Annotated in this window: 25 protein-coding genes and 1 tRNA gene; 14 read left to right on the forward strand and 12 right to left on the reverse strand. The window is 44.8% G+C overall.

All coding sequences use genetic code 11. From position 1 onward, the window contains the following. Positions 1-63: 63 nt before the first annotated feature. Genes E7X57_RS03985 through E7X57_RS03995 form a run of 3 tightly spaced genes read right to left on the reverse strand, consistent with a single transcriptional unit; the run spans position 64 to position 2,203 of the window. The gene (locus E7X57_RS03985) at positions 64-1,239 is read right to left on the reverse strand and encodes an aminotransferase class I/II-fold pyridoxal phosphate-dependent enzyme (RefSeq protein WP_135611238.1); all 1,176 of its coding nucleotides are present in this window, start codon (positions 1,237-1,239) and stop codon (positions 64-66) included. A 50-nt stretch (positions 1,240-1,289) separates the two neighbouring features. Then, positions 1,290-1,781, reverse strand: a complete 492-nt coding sequence (locus E7X57_RS03990) for an Lrp/AsnC family transcriptional regulator (protein WP_135610797.1) — start codon at positions 1,779-1,781, stop codon at positions 1,290-1,292. A gap of 44 nt (positions 1,782-1,825) precedes the next feature. After that, positions 1,826-2,203, reverse strand: a complete 378-nt coding sequence (locus E7X57_RS03995) for a 30S ribosomal protein S8e (protein WP_135610799.1) — start codon at positions 2,201-2,203, stop codon at positions 1,826-1,828. A gap of 183 nt (positions 2,204-2,386) precedes the next feature. Here E7X57_RS03995 and rnz point away from each other — a divergent pair, with 183 nt between their 5' ends. Then, complete coding sequence (rnz, locus tag E7X57_RS04000; protein ID WP_135610802.1) at positions 2,387-3,304, forward strand: ribonuclease Z; 918 nt, start codon at positions 2,387-2,389, stop codon at positions 3,302-3,304. An 86-nt stretch (positions 3,305-3,390) separates the two neighbouring features. Further along, positions 3,391-4,134 carry a hypothetical protein gene (locus tag E7X57_RS04005; RefSeq protein ID WP_135610804.1) on the forward strand — a complete coding sequence of 248 codons (744 nt, stop codon included), beginning with the start codon at positions 3,391-3,393 and terminating at the stop codon, positions 4,132-4,134. A 115-nt stretch (positions 4,135-4,249) separates the two neighbouring features. Here the strand turns inward: E7X57_RS04005 and E7X57_RS04010 are convergent, their stop codons facing one another. Both E7X57_RS04010 and E7X57_RS04015 read right to left on the reverse strand, forming a co-directional pair. Next, on the reverse strand, positions 4,250-4,519 hold the full coding sequence (locus tag E7X57_RS04010; protein ID WP_135610806.1) for a hypothetical protein: 270 nt from the start codon (positions 4,517-4,519) through the stop codon (positions 4,250-4,252). 39 nt (positions 4,520-4,558) lie between these two features. Beyond that, positions 4,559-5,674, reverse strand: coding sequence for an AAA family ATPase (locus E7X57_RS04015; protein ID WP_210409030.1), 1,116 nt, complete (start codon positions 5,672-5,674; stop codon positions 4,559-4,561). Between the two features lie 366 nt (positions 5,675-6,040). Between E7X57_RS04015 and E7X57_RS04020 the strand changes: the two genes are divergently transcribed. The 4 genes from E7X57_RS04020 to E7X57_RS04035 all read left to right on the forward strand — a co-directional run bounded on the left by E7X57_RS04020 (position 6,041) and on the right by E7X57_RS04035 (position 8,989). After that, complete coding sequence (locus E7X57_RS04020; RefSeq protein WP_135610810.1) at positions 6,041-6,412, forward strand: response regulator; 372 nt, start codon at positions 6,041-6,043, stop codon at positions 6,410-6,412. A 22-nt stretch (positions 6,413-6,434) separates the two neighbouring features. Beyond that, complete coding sequence (locus E7X57_RS04025; protein WP_135610812.1) at positions 6,435-7,913, forward strand: response regulator; 1,479 nt, start codon at positions 6,435-6,437, stop codon at positions 7,911-7,913. A gap of 139 nt (positions 7,914-8,052) precedes the next feature. Continuing rightward, complete coding sequence (locus tag E7X57_RS04030; protein ID WP_135610814.1) at positions 8,053-8,829, forward strand: sulfide-dependent adenosine diphosphate thiazole synthase; 777 nt, start codon at positions 8,053-8,055, stop codon at positions 8,827-8,829. Between the two features lie 85 nt (positions 8,830-8,914). Next, positions 8,915-8,989, forward strand: a tRNA-His gene (locus E7X57_RS04035). 315 nt (positions 8,990-9,304) lie between these two features. Here the strand turns inward: E7X57_RS04035 and E7X57_RS04040 are convergent. From E7X57_RS04040 to E7X57_RS04050, 3 genes are all read right to left on the reverse strand, one after another. Then, a complete protein-coding gene (locus tag E7X57_RS04040) occupies positions 9,305-9,652 on the reverse strand; it encodes a DUF356 domain-containing protein (RefSeq protein WP_135610816.1) in 348 nt (115 codons plus the stop codon). 120 nt (positions 9,653-9,772) lie between these two features. Then, on the reverse strand, positions 9,773-10,582 hold the full coding sequence (gene proC, locus E7X57_RS04045; RefSeq protein ID WP_135610818.1) for a pyrroline-5-carboxylate reductase: 810 nt from the start codon (positions 10,580-10,582) through the stop codon (positions 9,773-9,775). Between the two features lie 89 nt (positions 10,583-10,671). Further along, on the reverse strand, positions 10,672-11,166 hold the full coding sequence (locus E7X57_RS04050; RefSeq protein WP_135610820.1) for a multiprotein bridging factor aMBF1: 495 nt from the start codon (positions 11,164-11,166) through the stop codon (positions 10,672-10,674). An 83-nt stretch (positions 11,167-11,249) separates the two neighbouring features. On the opposite strand from E7X57_RS04050, the gene E7X57_RS04055 reads away from it, so the two are divergent. Further along, a complete protein-coding gene (locus E7X57_RS04055; protein WP_135610822.1) occupies positions 11,250-12,533 on the forward strand; it encodes a proteasome-activating nucleotidase in 1,284 nt (427 codons plus the stop codon). A gap of 18 nt (positions 12,534-12,551) precedes the next feature. Continuing rightward, positions 12,552-13,142, forward strand: coding sequence for a DUF99 family protein (locus tag E7X57_RS04060; RefSeq protein WP_135610824.1), 591 nt, complete (start codon positions 12,552-12,554; stop codon positions 13,140-13,142). A gap of 3 nt (positions 13,143-13,145) precedes the next feature. Here the strand turns inward: E7X57_RS04060 and glmM are convergent, their stop codons facing one another. Further along, positions 13,146-14,489, reverse strand: coding sequence for a phosphoglucosamine mutase (gene glmM, locus E7X57_RS04065; RefSeq protein WP_135610826.1), 1,344 nt, complete (start codon positions 14,487-14,489; stop codon positions 13,146-13,148). An 89-nt stretch (positions 14,490-14,578) separates the two neighbouring features. Here glmM and E7X57_RS04070 point away from each other — a divergent pair, with 89 nt between their 5' ends. Then, positions 14,579-14,893, forward strand: a complete 315-nt coding sequence (locus tag E7X57_RS04070; RefSeq protein WP_244603586.1) for a signal recognition particle protein Srp19 — start codon at positions 14,579-14,581, stop codon at positions 14,891-14,893. Between the two features lie 175 nt (positions 14,894-15,068). Here the strand turns inward: E7X57_RS04070 and E7X57_RS04075 are convergent, their stop codons facing one another. Together E7X57_RS04075 and E7X57_RS04080 are read right to left on the reverse strand one after the other, a co-directional pair. Beyond that, on the reverse strand, positions 15,069-15,242 hold the full coding sequence (locus E7X57_RS04075) for a preprotein translocase subunit Sec61beta (RefSeq protein ID WP_135610828.1): 174 nt from the start codon (positions 15,240-15,242) through the stop codon (positions 15,069-15,071). Positions 15,243-15,293: 51 nt separating this feature from the next. Continuing rightward, entirely contained in the window at positions 15,294-16,313 is a 1,020-nt protein-coding gene (locus E7X57_RS04080; protein ID WP_135610830.1) for an S-methyl-5-thioribose-1-phosphate isomerase, read from the reverse strand. Between the two features lie 146 nt (positions 16,314-16,459). Here E7X57_RS04080 and E7X57_RS04085 point away from each other — a divergent pair, with 146 nt between their 5' ends. Both E7X57_RS04085 and E7X57_RS04090 read left to right on the forward strand, forming a co-directional pair. Next, a complete protein-coding gene (locus E7X57_RS04085) occupies positions 16,460-18,310 on the forward strand; it encodes an HD domain-containing protein (protein ID WP_135610832.1) in 1,851 nt (616 codons plus the stop codon). Next, positions 18,307-19,059: a tRNA (adenine-N1)-methyltransferase gene (locus E7X57_RS04090; RefSeq protein ID WP_135610834.1), complete on the forward strand. Its 753-nt coding sequence runs from the start codon at positions 18,307-18,309 to the stop codon at positions 19,057-19,059. The genes E7X57_RS04085 and E7X57_RS04090 overlap by 4 nt, the downstream gene beginning before the upstream one ends. 26 nt (positions 19,060-19,085) lie before the next feature. On the opposite strand, the gene radB is transcribed toward E7X57_RS04090, so the two are convergent. Beyond that, positions 19,086-19,754 carry a DNA repair and recombination protein RadB gene (gene radB, locus E7X57_RS04095; RefSeq protein ID WP_135610836.1) on the reverse strand — a complete coding sequence of 223 codons (669 nt, stop codon included), beginning with the start codon at positions 19,752-19,754 and terminating at the stop codon, positions 19,086-19,088. Positions 19,755-20,135: 381 nt separating this feature from the next. Here radB and E7X57_RS04100 point away from each other — a divergent pair, with 381 nt between their 5' ends. The 3 genes from E7X57_RS04100 (at position 20,136) to E7X57_RS04110 (ending at position 23,595) form a co-directional block, all read left to right on the forward strand. After that, a complete protein-coding gene (locus E7X57_RS04100; protein WP_135611243.1) occupies positions 20,136-20,387 on the forward strand; it encodes a glutaredoxin domain-containing protein in 252 nt (83 codons plus the stop codon). Between the two features lie 109 nt (positions 20,388-20,496). Further along, positions 20,497-22,788 (forward strand): anaerobic ribonucleoside-triphosphate reductase, encoded by a 2,292-nt coding sequence (nrdD, locus tag E7X57_RS04105; RefSeq protein ID WP_135611245.1) that lies wholly within the window; start codon positions 20,497-20,499, stop codon positions 22,786-22,788. A gap of 21 nt (positions 22,789-22,809) precedes the next feature. Continuing rightward, positions 22,810-23,595 carry an anaerobic ribonucleoside-triphosphate reductase activating protein gene (locus E7X57_RS04110; protein WP_135610838.1) on the forward strand — a complete coding sequence of 262 codons (786 nt, stop codon included), beginning with the start codon at positions 22,810-22,812 and terminating at the stop codon, positions 23,593-23,595.

The following is a 23,595-nucleotide window of genomic DNA, read 5'->3' on the forward strand; positions in this document are numbered from 1 at the left end:
AAAACTGATAATATTCGGTATTGTACTTGATATTTTAAAAAAAGAAGGATAATGAGTTTTTTCTCATAATCCGTCAACAAATGTACCTATCCTGTCAAGAGCTTCCTTGATATCTTCTCTTGATGCTGCATAAGCACAGCGAAGGAATCCTGCTCCTGTATCGCCGAAGATATCTCCCGGAATTGTGACAACGTTCTGCTCCTGAAGCAGCCTTTCTGCAAATTCGTCAGATGTCAGCCCTGTGCTCTTGATGGATGGGAATGCATAGAATGCACCTTTCGGATTAAAGCAATCCAGTCCGATATCGTTCAATCCGCCGACGATGAGCTTCCTGCGACGGTCGTATTCTCGCACCATCTTGCTAACTTCTTCCTCGCCATTGCGGAGTGCCTCGATGGCACCGACCTGGGCAGTTATCGGAGCGCAGAGCATGGAATACTGGTGGATGAGCATCATCGAATTAATTATCTCGGGGGCTGCTATTGCATATGCCATCCTGAATCCTGTCATTGCATATGCCTTTGAGAATCCGTTCAACATGATGGTTCGATCACGCATTCCTTCAAGGGCTGAAAAACATGTGTGTTTCCCCTCATAGGTAAGCCTCTCATAAACATCATCGGATATCATCATGATGTCATGTTCTACGATGACGTCTGCAATTGCTTCCAGTTCATCTCTGTCCATTGTGGCGCCGGTAGGATTGTTGGGATAGTTTATGATGACCGCTTTTGTTTTTTTCGTGATGGCGGCCTCGATCTCTCCGGCTGTGATCCTGAAATCATTCTCTCCTTTTGCACCAATGGTAACAGGAACTCCGCCTGCGAATATTATGGAAGGTACGTAGGCTACATATGAGGGCTGTACAACGATGATCTCGTCGCCGGGGTTCACTATGGCCCGTATTGCAAGGTCAAGTGCTTCACTGACGCCTGTGGTTACCAGTATCTCATCTGTTGGATCGTAGTAGACGTTGTGTCGTTTTGTGTATGACCTTGAGATCTCTTCACGAAGCTCCATGAGCCCATAGTTAGAGGTATATGATGTTTCCCCGTGTTCAATTGAGTGTATGCACGCCTCCCGGATATGCCATGGTGTCACATAATCAGGCTCTCCAACTCCGAGGGAGATGACATCCTCACTGTCGGACGCCATATCAAAGAACTTCCGAATGCCTGATGGGGGTACTTTTTGCATACTGTTCGATATAAATCGGGAGGGGTTACATTGTGTTCTCAAGATAGATGCCTCCATTATGAATGGTGAAAGCAGATTAGAAGAAAAAGGTATTATGGGGAGACTGCCAGTCTCTTGACCTGATCTGGCTCATCCAGGATCAGCCCATTTTCCTTGTAGGTCTTCAGAACAAAGTGGGTTGCAGTGCTCTGGACCTGGTCCAGTGTCGCGATCTTCTCCGCTACGAAGAAGGCGACCTGTTTCATGGAATTGCCGCGCACCGTTATAGAAATATCATGCTCTCCGGAAAGTAACCTTACTGAGCGTACTTCCGGGAACTTGTAAAGCCTCTCGGCAATTGCCTGGTATCCCAGTTTACGTTCTAGGTGAACCTTAAGTTCAATTATGGCATATACGTAGTTCTCGCCTGCCAGTTCCCAGTCGACGATGGTCTTGTATTTGCGAATTATCTTCGCTTTCTCAAGATATTCGATCTTCTGGTTCACTTCCTCAACGGTCATGCCGGTGAGTGTTGCGATCTCTTCTGGTACGGTCCTTGCGTCTTCTTCAAGGATCTCCAGTATGTTGCGTGTTTGCTCATCCATACCTGAAACATCCCGGGGTTAAAAAAAGATGATCAAGTAAATATTTACTCGATCAATACTGCGTTGACCACGCCATCCTGTCCAGGGCGGCTTGTGACAATAGCATTGCCAGCTGCGGTCTTGATTACTGAGCCCTTTGTGATGGTGTTACGCCTGATGTAGTGCTCGTTTGCAGCATTGTCAACAACTGTTTCGATAGCTGAAACAACTGTCTTGCCGTCTGAAGGGTTTGTGACGTTTGCAATGTTAGCTTGTAGGAGCCTTACTTTCCTGTTTCCACCACGTGTTGAGATGTTCTTTCTCTTTGTATCAGCAACATGTGTTTCTGCAGGTTCACGTCCGAGTTCATATTTCCTCTTGCCGCGTGATGATTTGATCTTTGCTCCTGTGTATTTCCTTTTTGATCTTCCCTGAAATTGCATGAATTTATCCTCTTATTAATTAATAGTGATATGAATTTCTATCATATATAATCGGTTAATGGACTTCCTTTACTAATAGGATTCTATATGAACTTTTCGAGCCGCTCAGATTTGCCGCAAGTATCCATTAATGAATGCAAATGTGATAACAGATAAATAATTTTATCGCATAACAATTAGTACATGCTTCTTGTAACATTTTTAGGTACCGGTGGTTCTTTACCCACCAAGAACCGCAATCCTTCCGCGATCATGGTCAACCGGGACGGGGAACTTATCATGTTCGACTGCGGAGAAGGTGCTCAGCAGCAGATGATGCGTGCAAAGACAGGGATGATGAACCTCTCATCTATATTTGTCACGCATTTCCATGCAGATCATATTCTTGGCATACCCGGTCTTGTACAGACCATGTCCTTCCAGGGAAGGACCGACCCACTCACCATATATGGTCCTGAATGGGTAGAAGAATTCGTAAAATTACTTTCAGCCCTTGGCTACTACAAGTTGAAGTTCGAGATAAAGGCTGTCAAAATGGAGCGCGGTGACGTTGTAAAGCGGGATGGTTATTCGGTAGTTGCTTTACAGACAGATCACAATGTACGTAGCATTGGGTATGCTCTGGTAGAAGATCCGCGACCGGGAAAGTTCGACCGGAAAAAAGCTATGGAATTTGGTGTTCCGATAGGTCCGCTCTTTTCAAAACTTCATAAAGGGGAGGATGTGGAAGTTGATGGCAGGGTTATAAGTTCTGAAGATGTGGTGGGAAAATCCCGTCCTGGACGGACTATTGTCTACAGCGGTGATACGAGACCATGCAGGGATATTCTGGAAGCGAGTGAGAATGCTGACCTTTTGATACATGACGGAACCCTTGCTGATGAAAAACTCGAATGGGCAAAGGAAGCAAAACATTCAACCGCAGGTGAAGCTGCAGCACTTGCAAAGAAGGCGGGTGTTAAGAAATTAGTGCTGACGCATATCAGTTCAAGGTATTCGGATGATGTTTCTCCTTTGCTGAAAGATGCAACAGCAATATTCGGGGATGTTATAATTGCAGAAGACCTGATGTCTATTGAAGTCCCTTTAAGGGATGAATGAACTTTTAAGATGTCATTTTCTGCATCACGCAACTTTTTTAAGTTCAGGCACCTAAACTATTAATTGTAATGGTTGGTGGTGCCATGTTGGATGGAAAACATACTTGCAAGTTTCATGATTCTAATGGAAAAGAAGTCATTGATCCCTATCACATAAGTGAGTTCAATGATGTGATAGTGAAGATAGCTTCCCTGAAGGACAAGGATCTACAGATCTCCAGGGGCATCGATAAAATTACAACAAAGGTCTGTAATACTGCAATACGGCTTGCACAGGATGATCATGAAATGCCCTTAAATCGTATTGATCAGGCCATAGCGCTGAATTTCGCAAGGTCAGAGCAAGTAGAGCATGATATTAACAGGATTATCTCTGAAAAGATGAACCTCGGTCAGATGTTCCGGTACCCTGAGACCTTTCGTTATGACCAGACTCGTAAAAAGGACTTTGTACCTCGTAAAGTTCCTGAGGGAAAGAAACTGGGCATCAATATCAATTATGCAATAGAAGCATTATATGCACAGGAGAATTCCGCAGAACAGTGGAATATTATTATTAATCATGAATGGTTCGAGCTTAGTACTGAACCTCTCTTCGATCTGATGCCCGAGATGTTGCCTTCAAATTCGGAATATGGTACAACAGTGGGGGTGGTCAATATAGTCCGCTTTTTTGATATGGATTCAATACGCAGGGAGTGGTCAGGTCCTGTCGATCTGTTTGACCAGAGGTGTGTGGATCTATTAATAGGTCACAATGTTGCTGAAATTGAGATTCCTGGCGAAAAAGGTCTTAGTTACAGTTATAAGATCGAATGGATCGATGAATAATGGTTCATTAGGTGTATGAGAGTTCGTGGAAGGCGAATGAATTAAGCAACAGATTTAGCAATAAATTAAATTACAACTTAGTCAACAAATAAAAAAGTAGGGTGCTGGAGTATGATCATATCATAGTCCAGTCAAGTTCATTATCATTTTCATCGTATAGGTGAACTTCCATGGACATCTCTTCTAATCCATAAGGTAGCTCCTTTACACCTATGAAGAGTGAATCCCCGATGTTTACGTTGAAACCTTCTGCCCTGACCTTCGCAAAGTACACTCTGCCTCCGGAACTTACATCTTCGACGGTAACTCCTTTCCACTGCTTCAGGTTGTCAATAATGTTCACTACTTTGCATTCGAACCTGTCATTTTCTTTGATGGTGGTCATAATATCACATTTAACTTATTAGGATTAAGCTTCCATTTTTCATATATAAAGTCTATTCAAAGCACCTGTATCTTCTTTTTTTACCAGTTTGGAAATTGCATTCTCAAAAAGTTCCTGTCCGACCTCTTCACTGTCATCGATGATCGCCTGGTGCAATGCATTCTTGAGAACTTTTTCCACAATGTCCCTTCCTGAAAGCCCTGCTGTAAGCTTTGCGATCTTTTGCAGGTCAATGTCTCTGGCAGGGATGGGGAATGTGCTTATGTTCTGTTCGATTATAGTATGTCGGTCCTGCTCATCTGGCAATATGAACTCTATCTCTTCCTCGAATCTGCTCCTTACTGCAGAATCAAGGCTATCGACACGGTTAGTTGCACCGATGGTGCAGACTCCATTACGTTCTACAATTCCATCCATCTCGGTAAGAAGTGCGTTCACTATCTCTGCAACATCTCCTCTTAGTTCCTGGAATTTCCTGTCCAGTGCGATAGCATCCAGTTCGTCAATGAAGATTATGCATGGCTGCATCTCTTCAGCTTTATCATATAGCTGGTGTATCTGGCGGGCACCTTCTCCTACAAATTCCCCAATAAGCTGTGTAGCTTTTATAGGCAACAGTGGTACTTCTGTTTTGTTGGCAAGGGCTTTTGCGAGCATTGTCTTGCCGGTTCCGGATGGGCCAAAGAACAGTACATTTCGGGGTGCCCATTTTCCAAATTTTTCCGGTTCTTCTAGGAAACGTTCGATAAGCTTACATTTCTGGCGGGCGGTTTTCTGTCCGATAACCTCTTCAAATGTTATCCTGGTGGCAAATTCCGGTATTATTGGAATATTTTCTTCCTCATTGACGACGATGGTGGTTTCCATTCCGATGGCCGATTCGGGTGGTTCCACATCGAGTATCTTGTAAGCAAAGTCAGGGTACATTCTGTGATCAAAAAGGTATTCTCCTTTACGTGCCACAAATCCATTCCACTGTTTTCTTGCGTAATGTTCGAAAACTTCAGGATCCTCTATTTCGGGATATTCATCGAGCATACTGCTAAGCGGGTAACCCCGAGGCTTCAGTATTACTATGTCTGCAGTAGAATCAGATGGTTCGATGGTCTCTTCCCGATTCCTTTTTTGTGTTGTCTTCTGGGCAGATCTGACTATTTTATCAACTCTTTTTCGTCTTACAATGGAGTATTAGTAAAAGATCGGATTTAATCTATTTCCTGACAGCTCCTCCTCGATATATTATCTGGAGCTCTAATAATAGATATAATACTAATCTTAGAATGAGTGAACTAATTACATTTCTGTATATGACCTTAACGGGATAATTATTATATATTGACTTGTGATATATTATATAAAAAAATGATAGTTCTGTAAATATGTTTTGTCTTGTACCAGAATGTGTGCACTATCTCTGGCTTGTCAGTGTGCATTCCTTAGTATGATGGTACATAGGTCCGCCTGATTGACTTAAAATAAGATCTGTCAAATTTTAATAATGATCGTTCAAAAGTGATAATTATGGAGCAAATTTTGGTTGTGGAAGATAATCCCATGAATATGGAACTAACTGTGATTCTGCTGGAGTCATGGGGCTATAAGGTTGGGCAGGCAGAAGATGGTGCGCAAGCTCTTAATGAAGTTAAAGAGGGCAATTATAACCTTATTTTGCTGGATATGCAGCTTCCTCGCATGGATGGGCTTGAGGTACTTGAGCATCTTAAGAATGATTTGGAAACTGCGGGCATACCTGTGGTAGCCCTTACAGCCCATTCAATGACTGGGGATGGAAGCAAGTTCCTGAATGCCGGATGTACGGGGTACATTTCTAAACCCATTAATGTTCCTGAATTCAGGGACCAGATAGCTGCATACCTGAAAGGGTCTGCTTAATTGCCTTGTGTTTGGTGTAACAATGAATGACAGTTCTGTTCCAAAAATACTGGTCGTCGATGATGAGCCCTTGAATGTGGAGCTAATGGATGTCTATCTCTCCGGTGATTATCATGTGATACCTGCTTATAGTGGAGCAGAATGTCTTGAAAAGGTGAGGGCTGGAGGTATTGATCTTATCCTTCTCGATGTTATGATGCCGGAGCTAAGCGGTTTTGAGGTTTGCAGGATCCTGAAGGAGGATCCTCTTTATCAGTTCCTGCCTGTTATTATGGTAACTGCTCTTTCAGGTAAAGATGATAAGATTAAAAGTATTGAGTCAGGTGCGGACGATTTTCTTTCAAAACCAGTTGATAGGCTTGAGCTTGAAACAAGGGTAAGATCCCTCCTAAAGATCAGACAATTGCATACCAGTCTCATAGCTCAGCGTGACCAGGCACAGAACTATCTTGATGTTGCAGGTGTTATTCTTCTGGCATTGGATAAAGACCAGAATATATCTCTGGTTAACAGGAAAGGTTGCGAGATCCTTGGGAGAAATGAAGATGAGATCCTCGGGAAGAATTGGTTCGATTCATTCATGCTACCTGAGAATGTCGAATACTCCAAAAAGATCTTTTCCAGCTTGCTTAATGGTGAAGTAAGTGAATTTGAATACGCTGAGAATTCCATAATCACTGCTGAAGGTGAAGAACGGTTAATACGCTGGCATAATTCAATTCTTACGGATGAAACTGGTAATGTTTCAGGTATCTTAAGTTCCGGTGAAGATATCACAGAAAGCACAAAAGCAGAAGCTGCATTGAAAGAGTATGCGAAGGAATTGGAGCATTCCAACGAATTGAAGGACCTCTTTATAGACATCATCAGGCACGATATGATGAATCCTGCCGGTGCTGTAAAAGGCTTTACCGATCTCCTCCTTAAGAGGGGTAGGCTTGAAGACGGGGATCTGCGTATGCTTCAATCGATAAAGCGTACGAACAATAAACTGATCACAATGATCGAGAGTGCCGCTACTTTTGCAAAAGTCGATTCTGTTTCTGAAGTAAGGCTCAAGGTCATGAACCTTGGTGAGATCTTGGGCAATGTTATACAATCCCTTGAACCGCAACTGAATGAGAACAGGATCGAGTTGAAGATGTTCTTTGAAGGGTCATATCCTGCACTTGTCAATCCGATGATCGAGCAGGTATTTGTGAATCTTCTTTCAAATGCAATAAAATACAGCCCTCAGGATACCTGTATTACTGTGGAAATTGAAGATGTTGGTATGGGGTGGAAGGTCAAGGTTATAGACCAGGGTTTTGGTATCCCCGATGAGGATAAGAAACTGGTCTTTGAACGTTTTAAGAGACTGGATAAAGGCAATATCAAAGGCACCGGACTAGGTCTTGCTATTGTGAGGAGGATAGTTGAGCTACATGGTGGTAATGTGGGTGTTGCTGATAATCCGAACGAAAAAGGAAGCATGTTCTGGGTTACTTTGAAAAAGCCATGATCCTGTTCATCTACTCTTTTTAAATATTGATGTTTCGTTAATTTTTGTCCCTTTTGTATAGCGTTACTAAGGGTTCCAACAACTTTAAGATATATGTATCCAATGACCATTTGGATTTTAATTATCATGAGGCAGTAATATGAAACTTGATGAGGTCACAATTTCAAGAGCGATTATAGACGAGTTCTCTAAAGTATTCCTTGATTATACAGAAGTTGATGTTGCACTTGTAGGTGGAGGTCCTGCAAATCTTGTAGCTGCAAAATATCTTGCAGAAGCAGGCCTAAAAACGGTGATCTATGAGAAGAAATTATCCGTTGGTGGCGGCATGTGGGCTGGGGGAATGATGTTCCCACGTATCGTTGTTCAGGAGGATGCATGCCATATTCTGGACGATTTCGGTATTTCTTATCATGAATACGAGGAAGGTTATTACATTTCCAATTCAGTTGAGTCTGTTGGCAAGCTCATAAGCGGTGCAACGACTGCAGGTGCTGAGATCTTCAACCTTGTTAATGTTGAGGATGTCATGATCCGGGACAATGACGAGGTATGTGGCCTTGTTATCAACTGGACTGCTGTGGAGATCGGAAGACTTCACGTTGACCCTCTGGCAATACGTGCCAGGGTCGTGGTCGATGGTACCGGTCATGAGGCAGCTGTTTGTAACACTGTACAGCGCAAGGTTCCTGGTGCAAAGCTGGGGGATCTTGGTGTCGTCGGTGAGAAGCCAATGTGGGCAGATGTTGGGGAGCGCATGCTTCTGGAGACAACAAAGGAGGTATATCCAAACCTTTATGTTGACGGAATGGCAGCTAATGCTGTAGCTGGTGCACCACGCATGGGTCCGGTGTTCGGTGGTATGCTTCTTTCCGGTAAACAAGTAGCTGAGCTTATTATTGAAAGGCTCAAATAAGACCTCGACCTTCATTTTGAGGAAAAAGCTTATCTAACAAAAGTACTAGTATAAGGTGCTTCGCTGTGAAGCACCCTATTACCATGCCGGGGTAGGGTAGCGGTTATCCTGTAGCCCTGTGGAGGCTACGATCCGAGTTCGACTCTCGGTCCCGGCCCCATTCCTTTTACTATTCTTAGAATTGTTATCTTTCAATTCGTCTTATGATCTATTTATAAAATCCTTATAAATTATCATAAGTTATCCTAAAATCTATCCTATGATCGTCTCACAATTTATCTTGATCTTTGTTCATATAGATCAGTACCCTCTTCATGCTAACATTTTAACTCTTGACTATTTATTGTAAATTTCTCAGTACAGTGCTTTAGCTACTTCTGTATTTTACAGTTTCAAAAGCGTACTGGAAATTGCCAATACTAATTATGTGAAAACAAATCTAAAAAAAGAAACAATGCGGCGGTGATGACCGCTATTATATTTCGAATGCCCTGTCAAATTCAGGGTAAAGCTCGGAATTATCTGCGAGTTCCTCAAAAGCATCATGTCTTGGACTAACGATAACAACATGTGCCGGAGGATGTATCTTCCTTAATTTGCTGATCGCAGCACCTGCATTGGTATCAAGTTCCACTAAAGCAGCAGAATTGCATTTTGCTTTTAGTGGTACCCCTGAAACGCTTACTAGAAGCTGATCTGCATATGATGGTTCGATCCTTTTTGGATTTGATCCAAACTTCATACTCCCATAGTGTTCAAGATCGTGCAAAGCTATTTTAATTTTGTTCGGGTCCTCTGCCCGAATCACCGCAAAAGATTTCATTTTTTGTCCCCACATAAACTTTATTGAAGTTTAATAAAATATATAGAGTCATAAAGATATATCAATCTTTGGATATTGTTCTCTATTTTATTATTTTATAACTTCAAAGAAAAGTAATCTTTACTTGCCTAGCTCCTTTGATCTTGTGGAGGATTCAATTACTGCATTCATGAAAGCAGCCCTGATCCCACTCTCTTCGAGGGTGTGTATTCCTCGGATCGTGGTTCCTGCAGGGGATGTTACCATATCTTTAAGCTCTCCTGGGTGCATTCCTGTCTCAAGGACCATCTTTGCAGCACCAAGAACTGTCTGTGCGGCAAGTGTTATAGCGCTTGCACGGTCAAGCCCTTCATAGACTGCACCGTCTGCCATTGCTTCGATAACAGGGAATATGTATGCAGGCCCACTGCCTGAAAGTCCTGTGACGGCGTCCATGAGCTTTTCCGGGACTTCGATAGCACTTCCAAGGGATCTGAATACCTCGAGTGCGATCTCTGCATCTTCTCTGGTTGCATTGCTTCCGGTGCATATGGCAGATGCAGCTTCAGCAACTGTTGCAGCGATATTTGGCATTACTCGTATGACCCTTGCATCACTGTTCAACTCATCTTCAATAGCAGCAAGAGGGACACCTGCAGCAATTGATATTACGAGTTTGTCTGATGTGATGTCATCTTTTATCCGTGCAAGTATGTCTTTAAGTATCTGTGGTTTAATTGCAAGAACAACAATATCGGAGTTCGCGATGGTGTGGGCGTTATCTGTGGAGACGCTGATGCCAAGTTCATTGTTAAGTTTTTTCAAGGCAGGTTCGTAGACATCACTTGCATAGATGCTGATATCACTGTGTGCTCCAAGGATACCTCTTATTAGGGATTCTCCCATTTTTCCTGTGCCTATGAATCCGATCTTCTTGTCTGTAAGGTGCATATTTTTTCCTTTTCCTGATTAGAAATATTTGATGCTTAGTCCGTTTATATAAAAAAAGGTCATTTAATAAATGACCCTGATATGCTTTCTTATTTTTTCTTGATGGTCACAATATCGCCAAGTGTCGTACCTTTGTTAAGGCGATCAGCATTCCATTCCCCTTCGCCAAGGCGTTCTGTAAGGTGGAGATTGAGTGTTTTTTCGATCTTCTTCCTGACAGAATCTTCAGGTATGATCTCTGCTCGTTCTATCTTCTTGATAAGTGATGCCTTTTCCTTTACTTTTGTGGCAAGCACTTCCTGGCTCCATCCTCGTTTTTCACGGGCATCGCGTATGATCTTGTCATATTCATCAACAAGTTCATCGTTAAGTTCTGCAAAAGGATCGCGTCTTTGTCCGGTCTTTTTTGGGACATCTCTTCTTATTTGGGGAGATACTGGTGATATCTTCCTGGATACGGGTGAGCGGGCTTTTACTGCAGTTCCATACTGTGAGCATTTGCTGCACACTTTAAGCTGGCTTCCATCAATTGTAACTTCTACTGCCTGTCCTTTGATCTCTGTGCCACATATTTCGCATTGCATCTGGTATCATCTCTTAAAGGCTCTTTGCATTGCTCTTTACGAAAGGGCTATATATCGTCTCTACTTAAATATTATTCGGGACTATGAGTGAAACAATAGATGATGAACCAAGAAACGATAACTACGGCTTTCATAGTATTGGTAATAATGCCGGAGATTTCGTTTCCGGAAGCGACGAGGACTTTTCTAAATATCTGCTGGACCGAATGAAACAGCTGGAGTCTCGCAACACGCTTCTTAAAGACCAATGTGGGCAGATGGAGTCTGAAAAGCGCTTTATGGAATCCCAAAAGCTCAAGTATGAACGTGAATCTCACCGACTCCAGACGGAGCTGGATCAGTTGAAATCCGTGCCTCTGGTAGTTGCAAATGTGGTTGATGTTTTTGATGATGAAAAGGTTCTGATCAGAAGCAGTACCGGTCCGCAATTTCTTGTAAAGGCTTCTCTGGAACTTGATAAGGACGTTCTGGTTCCTGGTATCAGGGTAGCTTTGAACCAGCAGACATTAGCTGTTGTTGAGGTTATTCCCGAATCCGATGAACCTGTTGTATCTGCTATGGAAGTGATCGACTCTCAGGAAGTAGATTATTCTCAGATAGGTGGACTTGATGACCAGATAAGGGAGATCAGTGAATCGGTGGAGCTTCCTCTCACAAGGCCGGAATCCTTTGTGCGCATAGGCATCTCCCCGCCTAAAGGGGTAATGCTTTATGGTCCTCCCGGAACCGGGAAAACGCTGCTTGCCAAAGCGGTGGCGCACAGGACGCATGCTACTTTCATAAGGGTGGTCGGTTCTGAACTTGTACAGAAATACATCGGTGATGGTGCAAAACTTGTACGTGACATCTTCGAGATGGCAAGAAAGAAAGCACCTGCGATCATATTTATCGATGAACTGGATGCCATTGCTGCTACACGTTTGAATGATACCAATGGTGCGGACCGCGAGGTGCAGCGAACTCTTATGCAACTGCTTGCTGAGATGGATGGCTTTGATAACAGGGGAGATGTTCGTATTATAGCTGCAACCAATCGTCCGGATGTGCTTGATCCGGCAATAGTCCGCCCGGGAAGGTTCGATCGTGTGATCGAAATTCCTCTTCCTGATCAGGTAGGGCGTGAGGCGATATTCCGCATTCATACTGACCGGCTTTCGATCGATGGAAATGTTGATCATGCGAAACTGGCCAAACTTACCGAAGGTGCAAGTGGTGCGGATATAGGTGCTATTGTCATGGAGGGTGGCATGTTCGCGGTTCGCCAGAACAATGACAGTATCAGTATGTCTAACCTGGTTGAAGCTGTGGAAAAGGTCATGTCATCACCTGATGTCATAACTGACCAGTCATTGCAGATGTTCTCATAACACTTTCAGATCGGTCGTGTGAGCTTGGCTTTTCATATCAAACCGGAGATAAGGATACTCGGCATCGATGATTCTGCGCTGATACGTGACAACATACTGATAGTCGGGGCTTTTTTCCGGGGCGGGCAATGGCTGGACGGAGTGATGCGTTCCGAGGTCACCCGGGATGGTCTGGATGCTACCGACAGGATAGTGGAAATGGTCACTTCCAGCAAGCACTATGATCAGATAAGGATCATTATGCTGGACGGTGTAACCTACGGCGGTTTTAATCCGGTGGACATTGTAAAGTTGAACGAGAAAACTGGTATTCCTGTTATTGTTCTTATGCGTGAGGTCCCGGATCTTGAAAAAATAAAAAGGGCACTGCATCATCTGCCGGATGCCGATAAGCGGTTACAGATGATGATGCGCGCAGGTCGGGTCATCAGGACAATATCAAAGGAAACCTCAAATCCTGTCTTCATTCAGTGTGCAGGCATTGAACCCTGCCTGGCATGTGAGGTAGTCCGGCTGTCTTCTACTAGGGGTAACATTCCCGAACCACTGCGTATTGCTCACATGATCGCCACAGGCATTGTTTGTGGCGAGTCAAGGGGAAAGGCCTGATCATCAGGCCTTACATTTTTCTACCAGTTCCACACCTTCGTTCATGAGCTCTTCAGCTCTTTCCTTTGATTTTGCTTCCGCAAATATGCGAATGATCGGTTCGGTTCCGGATGGCCTGATAAGCAACCAGCCGTCCTCGTGCCAGACCTTTACACCATCGGTTGTATCAACTTCGTATTTTCCACCTATGACGTGTTCCTTTATGCTCTCCATGGCTGCCTGAAGTTCACTGCAGCGGATCTTTGTCTTGGAATTGAAGTATTCAGGAACGCTTTTCACAAGGGATGATAACGTTTTTCCGGATGCCATTATCTCAAGTAGCTTTGCAGCCGCCATGGCGCCGTCACGGCAATACTGGTGCTCCGGGAAGATAAGTCCGCCATTACCTTCTCCTCCAAAGACCGCACCGGTTTCCATCATCTTTCTTGCCACATTGATGGAACCGACGGCTGTCCAGTGAAGCTCGACCTCTGCTTCTTCAGCAACGTCAAGCATACGCTGGGATGAGCTTACAGGTGTAACGATAGGGCCTTTGTTATTTTCCAGGATATATTTTGCCATCATGGAAAGGAGGATCTCCTCATCAATGAAATCCCCGTTCTCATCGAAGAAAACTGCTCTGTCAGCATCCCCATCCTGTGCGACACCCATGTCTGCACCTCTGCTCTTCACAATGTCTGCAAGCTCTGTCAGGACATCGGGTGTAGGTTCAGGGTTGCGCCATGGGAACGTCCCATCGATCTGCGCATTAAGCGTGATGACCTCACATCCAAGTCTCCTGAGCAGGAATGGTAGTGTGAGGGATCCTGCGCCGCAGCCGGTATCCACAACGATCTTGAACTTCTTTTCCCTTATATTTTCAGCATTCACTGAATTTATTATGCCGTTCATGTAGTATTCGTTGGCATTGTTGTCTATGTGAAAGTTGCCTGTCCTGTCCCAGTTTGCGGTGGAGAACTCCTTTGACATGTATATATTTTCGACAACTTTCTCCCCTTCGCGTGAGAATTCGCTTCCATCTCCTGCAACCAGCTTTATCCCATTGTATTCTCTGGGATTGTGGGATGCGGTAACTCCGATACCTGCATCAGCATGGTCCCTTACATAGTACTGTATTGCAGGTATTGGTGCGGTGCCTATGTCGATGACTGTCACTCCTGTGGAAAGTGCTCCTGCGATAGCTGCAGACTTAAGCATCTCTCCGGATATTCTTGTGTCACGTCCGACAGCGATAATTCCCTTTGAGCCCATATAGGTCCCAAGGCTTTTTGCAACATCTATTGCAAGCTGTGGTGTGATGTATTCATTGGCAATGCCCCTTACTCCGTTTGTACCGAAAAATGCCATTTGATATCTCCTTTTTACAATTGCTTGCATATGGGTTCTGACACTATTTTATATTTTTGAGGTGTGACATTTGACCAAGTTTAAATTATATGAGTTCTAATCTATGCCACATGATGATGCGTGACAAAGGGAAACTGGTTATCTGGCCGGCAAACCTGGACAGGTCCAGGTCCAGAAAGGGTGGCAGGATCATCTCCAGGAAAAGCTCTGTGGAGAAACCCGATCTCAGGGAACTCTCTAAAGCTGCTGAGAAGTTGAACCTGAACCCTGAGGTAGAAGCTGATAAAAAATATCCTCGTTCATGGTGGGAAGGAAGCGGGCGTATCCTGGTTGATAATGAAGAACCAAAGACCATGGTTGCGAGAAAGATCGCAAAAGCAATTAAAGAAGCACGTGGCGGCTGAAGTCGGATCATCTTTATCCGACATTTATTTTATTAATTCTCAAATTAATTAGATCTAAACTAAGTGAACTTAAACTAAGTGAACTGTGAATGCTAAGACCAAGGGCAAGAAAGCTGTCATAGGGGCAGTCCTGGTCCGAAATGAAAAAACTCAAACTAAAAAAGTATTAATTAGGTTATGGCCAGAGGCCAAAACCTGCACTTAATGCAAGAATAACAATTCCACAGACTGCTCCAAAGATCATAACTGACTTTGGTTGCAGGTGAATTGCTCTTTTATCTGCATCATAATATCTCATGAGACCTGCGGATGACATAAGTCCATTTCCGCTAGATTTTTGTTTAGCCATAATCTCTCCGAATGTTTTTTAAATTTTTAAACTTTGTGGCTGTTATTTAGCTTACATTATTACTTCATCCAGCAGGAATGGTGGCTGAAATATCCCTTTTTCAGTAACTATCGCGGTGATGTTCTCCATTGGGGTTGCATCAAATGCAGGATTGTATACCCTGACGTTCGCAGGTGCTATCTGTTCACTGCCAATATAGCGAAGTTCATCAGCATCCCTCTCTTCGATCTTGACTGTCTCTTCCCATCCGTTCGGGTCGAATGTGGAGACTGGTGCGGCAACAAAGAATGGGATCTCATGCTCCCTTGCAAGCACTGAATGTGTGTAAGTCCCTATCTTGTTGAAAACAACGTCCTGTGTGATCCTGTCGGCACCCACGATGATCTTGTCAACCATGCCGTTCTTCATCACATGACCGGACATGGAGTCTGTGATAAGTGTGACCGGGATGTTGTCCTGCATAAGTTCCCATGTGGTGATACGGCTTCCCTGGTTCAAAGGCCGTGTCTCGCAGGCAATGACCTCTATCTCCTTTCCCTTTTCAACTGCAGATCGGATCACCCCAAGTGCTGTGCCCCAGTCCACACATGCCATCCTGCCGGCATTGCAGTGTGTCATCACTCTGTCACCATCTTCAAGCAGCTTGTGGCCGTGCTTGCCGATCGCCTTGTTGACCTTCACATCCTCATCTGCAATTCTGATCGCCTCGGATATCACAATGTCCTGGATGCTGTCAAGGTCATAGGCATCTTCTGTTGCTTTCAGTACCCTGTTCACAGCCCATCCAAGGTTCACAGCGGTAGGTCGTGTTGCCTTGAGGGTGTCACCGGCGACCTTCAGGTCCTTGAGCAACATTTCCATGGATGTTGCACTGCTGAGAGTTACCGCAAGTGCCATTCCAAACCCGCCGGCTGCTGCGAGGGCAGGAGCACCCCTTACCCTTAGTGACCTGATAGCTTCACAAATTGAGGCAAGGTTATCGCATTCAATGATCTTGAGCTCTTTTGGCAGGTACGTCTGGTCTACCAGTGTGATATTTTTGGTTTCATCATTCCAGTCTATTGTTCTCATGTGGACCACTTCATGAACTCTAATGGCACTTCCGGATAAAAAAGTATTCAATCTGTTCTTCCGGTAACCTGCCAATTAATGTGGTCATATTTTGTGTCATCATCCTGTCATTCTTTTTATATATTGTCTTTCCATATTATTGTCTGATGACAAAACCCAGGGTGGTCCATGACCCTGTTCACGGAACTATTATACTATCCGAACTTGAACAGCTTCTAATAGATACCCCACAGTTCCAGAGGCTTCGCGGCATACAGCAACTAGGTCTTGTAGATGTCGTATTTCCCGGTGCAAATCATACACGCTTTGAACACAGCGTTGGTACTATGCACACAGCATCTCTTTTAGGTAATTATCTTGAACTTGAGGATGAGTCTGTACTGAAACTAAGGATTGCAGGTCTTCTCCATGATGTTGGGCATTCTGCCTTTTCTCATGCGGTGGAAAGTATTCTCAAAAGAGACCCTGAGATAAGGCCGAAAGTGAACGGTAAAGGCTTACTTACACATGAGGCTTTCACAAAACACATTGTTTCAGAGGTTCTGCCTGGAATGTCTGTTATTTCCCGATGGGTAAGTGATGAGCTTGGTCAGGACCCGTATGACTTTTTTTCCGAGATATCAAAGATCGCCACTGGTGATATTTCCATTGAAAAACCGTACCTTTCACAATTGATGTCCGGTGATATCGATGCAGACCGGATCGACTTTTTGCTCAGGGATTCATATCACACAGGTGTATCTCTGGGGCTCATTGATCTCGACCAGATCATACAATGTCTTTGCATCAGGGGTGATAATGTGGTCCTTGGTGACCCTGAGGCCGGAAGTTTCGGTGAGGAACTGACACTTGCAGCAGCAGAATCCATGCTTATTGCCCGCTCCCATCACTACACTGCTATCGTACACCATCCCCTTACCCAGTCTGTGAGGGTTATGCTCCTGAATGCACTGGAAAGCACTTTATTAAAACTGAGGGGTCAAATGGGTGACGAAGCAGTGTCTGAAATGGTGGCAGACTTCTTTACAAGTTATAATGATGCTGACCTGCTCAACCTCATCAGCATGAATGGCGATGAGGCCGCAAGGAAGCTGTTGGGTGATATTCGTGATGGCAGGATATATGTTCCTGTGGCAAGGTTCAATCAGAAGACGCTCTCCCCCGAGACAAGGATGGCACTTTCAACTATCGCACATCACGGTGTGGCAACAAAGATGCTGGAGAAGGGGCTTGAGAAGGAACTGGGTGATGTGCTTGTGGACCTGAGCATTGCAACAGGTATTCCAAAGAGTGCCATGGTGATCGCAGGTGGTCATGAGAATTTCTTCTATGATGAATCTGCTCTTGCCAATGGTCTGGTGCGTGCTATATCCCGGCAAATATCCCTTACGGCTTTCACTCATCCGGATGCAGCAATAAATTCTGAACTGGCTTCTGCACACCAGAAGATGCGTGATCTTGTTGATGATCTTTCCCCGAGGCTGCTGAATTTTATAAGGGGTGACCAGTACCTTCCAGTTGAAGGTCTTATTCTTCTTCTTTATGCTACACACAAGCTTTTCGAGGTTGAAAAGGATGGTTTCATCTCACTTCCGCGTATCAGGAACATTACCTGGCTATATCGGAATGTGGCGCTTTTCAGGGAGGACAGCAGGTTAAAATACCTGTTCGACTATGATTTCCACACAAGATACGGTTTCCCTTACAGCAACAAGGTCTATGAGGACATTCAGCTGCTGGTCGCCATGGGTATCGTGGACGAAGATCTGCGCTATTTTGAGAAAGACGGACGTTTCAGGCAGCGTTATGAGTATGCGTTCACAGATGCAGGTATTCAGTATGCTGCTTCAATTGTGGATTCCTATGGCCGTGAGTTCGGGATGATAACCGAGCATCTTACAATGAACAAACATTCAATACCTCGTGATATTGTAACAATTCCTCTGGCAAGGTACCAAAGGGACAGGAAAAAAAGGACATCAGGTGCAAATAGATGAAGTTAGGTGAAGTAGTGCTGTTAAAGACCAGCCACAGAGGAAAGACCAGGGAATTCATTACATCAGTATCTGATGACAGGTTCCACACGGACTTTGGTATGATCGAGATGTCAGAGCTTCTGGAAAAAGAGGCCGGAGACACCGTGGTATCCCATATGGGTCAGGAGTTCGTTATTCAGTTGCCAAGGATGCCGGATTTCTTCAGGCATGCAAAGCGCACCGGCGCACCTATAATGCCCAAGGATATCGGTATGATACTGGGCTACACCGGCATCAACAAGAACGATGTTGTGCTTGATGCAGGGACCGGGTCAGGTATCCTTGCCATGTATCTGGGTTCTATTGCAAAGAGGGTCCTGAGCTTTGAGATACGGGAGGATTTCGTTGATGTGGCCCGTGAGAATATCCGTCGTGCAGGACTGGACAATGTGGAAGTTCGCTGTGGTAATATTGTTGATGAGGTGGGAGGCCTTGACGAGAAGTTCAATGCAGTGGTCCTTGATACCATTGATTCGGCAAGCGTTGTACCTCACGTTCCTTCGATACTGGCTCCGGGTGGTTTCCTTGTTACTTATTCCCCATTCCTTGAGCAGACCGCGCAGATAAGAAAAGCGATAGATGAAGCTGATTTCTTTGAGGTAAGGACAATTGAATGTATTGAGCGTGCCATGTCCTTTTCAGACCGCGGCACACGTCCTTCTACTTCAAGGGTCGGACATACCGGTTACATTACCATTGCCCGGATGTAACTGCGGTAGGGATTTTAAAAAAGAATTTACCTGACACCATCTGCGGTTATTGTGAATTCGCAGGTGGATCCTTCGGGGCGTGATCGATGTTTCCAGAGCTTGGCGCGGCGTGTGCCGGTGCCAGTTTTTTCAAGCTGGACGATCGTCTTGGAAATGTGTTCAAGACCACTGCCGCCTATGGGTTTGAGCGTATTGGTATTGATATCTGAGTATACCTGGTTGGTTATTAGGACTACAAGACCCCTTTTGCGCGCAAGGCTGTGAAGGAATCCGATCTGGTTCGAGAGCTCCCTTCTTGTCCTTATGCTTGAATCTTCATCGTCCAGTTCGAACCGGTAGTATGCGGTGGCAGAATCCACTATTATAAGACCGACATTCTCGGTGCTTATCTTTTCAGTTTCCCTTACTGCAGAATATTGCTCTTCAAAAGAATGGGGTTCGAAGATGATTATGTCCTGTGCGATCTCTTTGGCATTCTCTCCGGCTATTTGCCTGAACCTGTCGGCAGAGATCCCTTCGGTGTCAATGAAGATAGCCTTCTTACCGTTCTTAACACATTCAACAGCAAGCTGGAGGCATATGTTAGTTTTTCCACTACCCGCTTCTCCGAATATCTGGGTAACCACTCCTGCTTCGAATCCGCCTCCCAGAAGTTCATCTATGGGCTGGCAGCCTGATGCTAGCTGTTTGTTTATTTTTTACACCTCTGCTTGTGGGATGTATCTGGTATTATGGAATTTATGATATACATCTTTTGGCAAAGGGGATCTTTCTGGTTGAACTTGTCTCATTGGTAATCATATTGGTAACAATCATGGTATTATTTATCTCATTATAATGATGATGGATTTGTGCATTTGTTACCATATCTGTTACCTTATATGCTACATTGTATTCAGTTGTAGGTGTGAAAAGCATTATTAACTGAGAACTCCATACTATTGGTTTACTCATGTAGAGGTCTTTCTCGCATTGTGCCGGGGTTACTGAATGCGATTATTGTCTTTCAGTTGCTGTGGGGGGTTTGTGTGATGGGTCTCTTGCTTATGTTTAAAGATCAAATGGATGGAAGAAATATGCCTGGTGTTATTATCTATACAACGGAAACATGCCCGAAATGTGTGCAGCTGAAGAAGGTATTAAAAGCGAACGACGTGGCTTTCACTGAGGCGGACATGTCAACTCCTGAATCATTGACAGAGTTGCGGGTCAACGGAGTATTCACTGTCACAGCTCCGGTACTACAGATAGATGATGATTTTCTAACATATGAAGAGCTCTTTAACAGCGAAGGCGTGAATCTCGATTCACTAAAAGATATATTATGAGGGAAGTGATCATTTGCTATCTAATACAAAGCTTATCGATGATCCCGAAGGGGAAATAGAAGTGGGTACAAAGGAAAAGACACATGGTGCAGATAAGCAGGAAGCTGGGATGATGCCTCCCACTGAGCCGCAGTCCATGCAGCAGACACTTGACGGTCAGCTGATCTCAACAATGCCAAAGGTTCGAACAACCGATGGTCATATGGTGAACTGGGACCGCACTATTGTAGTGAACCAGTTACTGAAGGAAACTGCACTGAGCGAGTGGTACCATGGGATCGATTCCATCACAAAAGAGGAAGCTCATGATATTGCCAGGGAGACAGAGAGTCGTATCCGCAGCATGAACATCAAATTCCTCTCAGGTCCGCTTATCAGGGAACTTGTCAATATGATCCTTCTGGAGCGCGGACACCTTGAATGGCGTAATGTTTCAACAAGGGTAGGTTCTCCTGTTTTCGATGCATGTGAGATCGACCAGGGTTCAGGTTTTGAGGCCAATGAGAATGCCAACCTGCAGGAAAACGCTGAAACTTCCCACAAGAAGAAAGCTGATAAGATATCAAAGGAACAGTACCTGCTGTTGCTTCCACCAAAGATAGCAGATCTTCACTTGAATGGTGACCTGCATATCCACGACCTTGAGTACTTTGGTACTCGTGCTTTCTGTCAGGACTGGGATCTCAGGTATTTCTTCTACTATGGATTGATGCCCGATGGATCAGGTGCAAAGGCAAGCGTTGCAGGACCTTCCATGAAAGCAGAAGTTGCTATGCTACATGCGGTCAAGGCTCTTGGAAGTGCCCAGACCAACTTTGCAGGCGGACAGGGATTCTACAATTTCCTTACCTTCTGTGCTCCATATTTCGAAGGCAAGTCATACAAAGAGATCGAGCAGCTCATGCAGATGTTCGTCTATGAGATGACACAGATGATGGTGGCACGTGGCGGTCAGCTCGTGTTCTCTTCAGTGCAGTTGTCCCCCGGTGTCCCGAAGATGTGGAAGGACAAACCTGTGGTTTACAAGGGACGTGTCTGGAATGGTAGCAATGATACCGACAGGCGTGTCTATGGTGACTATGAGCGTGAGGTGAGGCTGGGATTCAAGGCACTTATGAACGTCATGCTGGAAGGCGACTACTGGGGCAAGCCGTTCAACTTCCCTAAGCCGGAGATATCCATCGAGCCTGATTTCATGGAAGAGGATGAGATGTTCAACCGTGCAAATCCGGACCTTCCAACCTATGATGAACTTTACACCATGACCTTTGAACTGACCGCAAAATACGGAACACCATACTTTGACAACCAGCTTCCTGAATACAGGGGAGCCGGAGAGGGCATATCCTGTTACCAGTGCTGTGCATACCAGTTCTCAGCGACTCCGGAAGATGATGCTGAGTTCGAGGATAAGATGTACTTCAAGGAAGGAAAACATTTCTCAATGGGTTCCTGGCAGGTAGTTTCATTGAACTGCCCAAGAGCTGCATATGAGGCAGACGGTGATGACCAGAAGCTGTTCGCTCACCTGAAGCACCTTATGGATGAGGCAATGGAAGTGTTCCAGACCAAGGTCAAATGGGTGACACCTATCATCGATAATGGAAGAATGCCATTTGCAACGCAACAGCCAAAGGATCCGATAAACGGTAAGAAAGGCGCAATTGCTGTGGATATCGATTCCCTTGTGTTCACCATTGGTGTTGTAGGTCTTAATGAGATGGTCCAGTATCACACAGGTTCCCAGATGCATCAATCAAAGGCAGCTTTCAAGGTTGCTATTCGTGCAATGACCGAGATGGAGATGTATGGAAGGGAACTTTCCGAGAAATATGGTATGGAGATCGCTCTTGCAAGGACTCCTGCAGAGACGACCGGCCAGAGGTTCGCAGTCTCTGATATGCTGCATGAGGAATACAGTGAAAAGGTACTTTCCGTTGCAAAAGGTGATGTAAATGCAGCAGTAGAGGGTATAAAGAAAACTCACGACCTGCCTGTCTATTATACCAATGGTACTCACGTACCACCTGGGGCAGATATATCCCTGATAGAAAGGATCAACATCGAACATGTGTTCTTCCCGATCGTTGACGGCGGAGATATCATGCACATCTGGATGGGTGAGGGTTCACCTGATGCAAAGGGCCTGAAGGAGTTTGCGATGAATATTGCAAGGAACACTCAGGTAGGGTATTTTGCATTCACAAAGGACATGACCGTCTGTATGGATGATTATCATACGATGGCTGGTCTCAAAGATGTCTGTGAGAACTGTGGTTCCGATCACGTTGAACAGCTTTCAAGGGTTACCGGATACATTCAGGCTGTCGGTGGCTGGAATGCTGCAAAGAAGCAGGAACTGGAAGACCGTAAGCGTTACGCTTCAGCTGATATGATTTGATATCCGGATGTCTGGTATCTGATGAAGGTGAATTTTGGGGAGATCATCCCCATTTCTACTGTTGACTGGCACGGTAAAGCGTCAGTCGTTCTTTTTTTACGTAACTGTCCTTACAGGTGTCCCTATTGCCAGAACTATGAGATCCTTACAGGTTCTGATATGCTGGATGCAAAGGAACTTGAGAAAAAGATCGATTCTTCCTCGCTTTTTGTGAGCAGTGTTGTGTTCTCAGGCGGTGAGCCGCTGGTGCAGAGAAAAGCTGTAATGCACCTCGCTGCTTATGCGAAGAAAAAGGGCTTACTTGTGGGGATCCATACGAACGGCTACTATCCGGAAGTAGTGGAAGAGCTGATCGATGGCGGTCTTGTGGACAAGTTCTTCATTGACGTCAAGGCTTCTCTGGACGATCCTGTGATGTATGGCAAGGCCATCGGATATGGTGATGATCCAATTGTTCCTGAACCTGAAGGTGTCGTGGAGAATGTAAAACGGACAATATCTATTGTTACGGACAGGGAAGTGGAATATGAGCTGCGTACCACTGCAATACGTGGTTTTGTAGGGGATCCTGATGACATTGCAGCGATCGCAAGGTCTATTGTCCCGTATATTTCTGTCTCAAATGCTCCTTATGTTATCCAGCAGGGTCAGCCTGCTCATTCCATGAGGGAAGACCTGCGAGATATTTCGCCTTTCTCTCGTGATGAGATGCTTGAACTTGCTAAACGTGCTCATGAATTTGTTGAGGATGTATGGATCAGGACAAAAGAAGGTGGCAACGAGCAGGTTAACTTCGAATCAATTTGA

This window comes from Methanococcoides sp. AM1 (assembly GCF_900774055.1).
GTDB lineage: Archaea > Halobacteriota > Methanosarcinia > Methanosarcinales > Methanosarcinaceae > Methanococcoides.

Excerpts from the sequence above, each read along its gene's own strand:
- rnz (WP_135610802.1), top strand. The coding sequence starts at position 2,387 with ATGCTTCTTGTAACATTTTTAGGTACCGGTGGTTCTTTACCCACCAAG.
- proC (WP_135610818.1), bottom strand. The coding sequence starts at position 10,582 with ATGCACCTTACAGACAAGAAGATCGGATTCATAGGCACAGGAAAAATG.
- E7X57_RS04010 (WP_135610806.1), bottom strand. The coding sequence starts at position 4,519 with ATGACCACCATCAAAGAAAATGACAGGTTCGAATGCAAAGTAGTGAAC.
- E7X57_RS04070 (WP_244603586.1), top strand. The coding sequence starts at position 14,579 with ATGAGTTCTAATCTATGCCACATGATGATGCGTGACAAAGGGAAACTG.
- E7X57_RS04055 (WP_135610822.1), top strand. The coding sequence starts at position 11,250 with ATGAGTGAAACAATAGATGATGAACCAAGAAACGATAACTACGGCTTT.
- glmM (WP_135610826.1), bottom strand. The coding sequence starts at position 14,489 with ATGGCATTTTTCGGTACAAACGGAGTAAGGGGCATTGCCAATGAATAC.
- E7X57_RS03990 (WP_135610797.1), bottom strand. The coding sequence starts at position 1,781 with ATGGATGAGCAAACACGCAACATACTGGAGATCCTTGAAGAAGACGCA.
- E7X57_RS04080 (WP_135610830.1), bottom strand. The coding sequence starts at position 16,313 with ATGAGAACAATAGACTGGAATGATGAAACCAAAAATATCACACTGGTA.
- E7X57_RS03995 (WP_135610799.1), bottom strand. The coding sequence starts at position 2,203 with ATGCAATTTCAGGGAAGATCAAAAAGGAAATACACAGGAGCAAAGATC.
- E7X57_RS04040 (WP_135610816.1), bottom strand. The coding sequence starts at position 9,652 with ATGAAATCTTTTGCGGTGATTCGGGCAGAGGACCCGAACAAAATTAAA.
- E7X57_RS04090 (WP_135610834.1), top strand. The coding sequence starts at position 18,307 with ATGAAGTTAGGTGAAGTAGTGCTGTTAAAGACCAGCCACAGAGGAAAG.
- E7X57_RS04050 (WP_135610820.1), bottom strand. The coding sequence starts at position 11,166 with ATGCAATGCGAAATATGTGGCACAGAGATCAAAGGACAGGCAGTAGAA.
- E7X57_RS04020 (WP_135610810.1), top strand. The coding sequence starts at position 6,041 with ATGGAGCAAATTTTGGTTGTGGAAGATAATCCCATGAATATGGAACTA.
- E7X57_RS04085 (WP_135610832.1), top strand. The coding sequence starts at position 16,460 with ATGACAAAACCCAGGGTGGTCCATGACCCTGTTCACGGAACTATTATA.
- E7X57_RS04100 (WP_135611243.1), top strand. The coding sequence starts at position 20,136 with ATGCCTGGTGTTATTATCTATACAACGGAAACATGCCCGAAATGTGTG.
- E7X57_RS04025 (WP_135610812.1), top strand. The coding sequence starts at position 6,435 with ATGAATGACAGTTCTGTTCCAAAAATACTGGTCGTCGATGATGAGCCC.
- nrdD (WP_135611245.1), top strand. The coding sequence starts at position 20,497 with ATGATGCCTCCCACTGAGCCGCAGTCCATGCAGCAGACACTTGACGGT.
- E7X57_RS04110 (WP_135610838.1), top strand. The coding sequence starts at position 22,810 with ATGAAGGTGAATTTTGGGGAGATCATCCCCATTTCTACTGTTGACTGG.
- E7X57_RS04030 (WP_135610814.1), top strand. The coding sequence starts at position 8,053 with ATGAAACTTGATGAGGTCACAATTTCAAGAGCGATTATAGACGAGTTC.
- E7X57_RS04075 (WP_135610828.1), bottom strand. The coding sequence starts at position 15,242 with ATGGCTAAACAAAAATCTAGCGGAAATGGACTTATGTCATCCGCAGGT.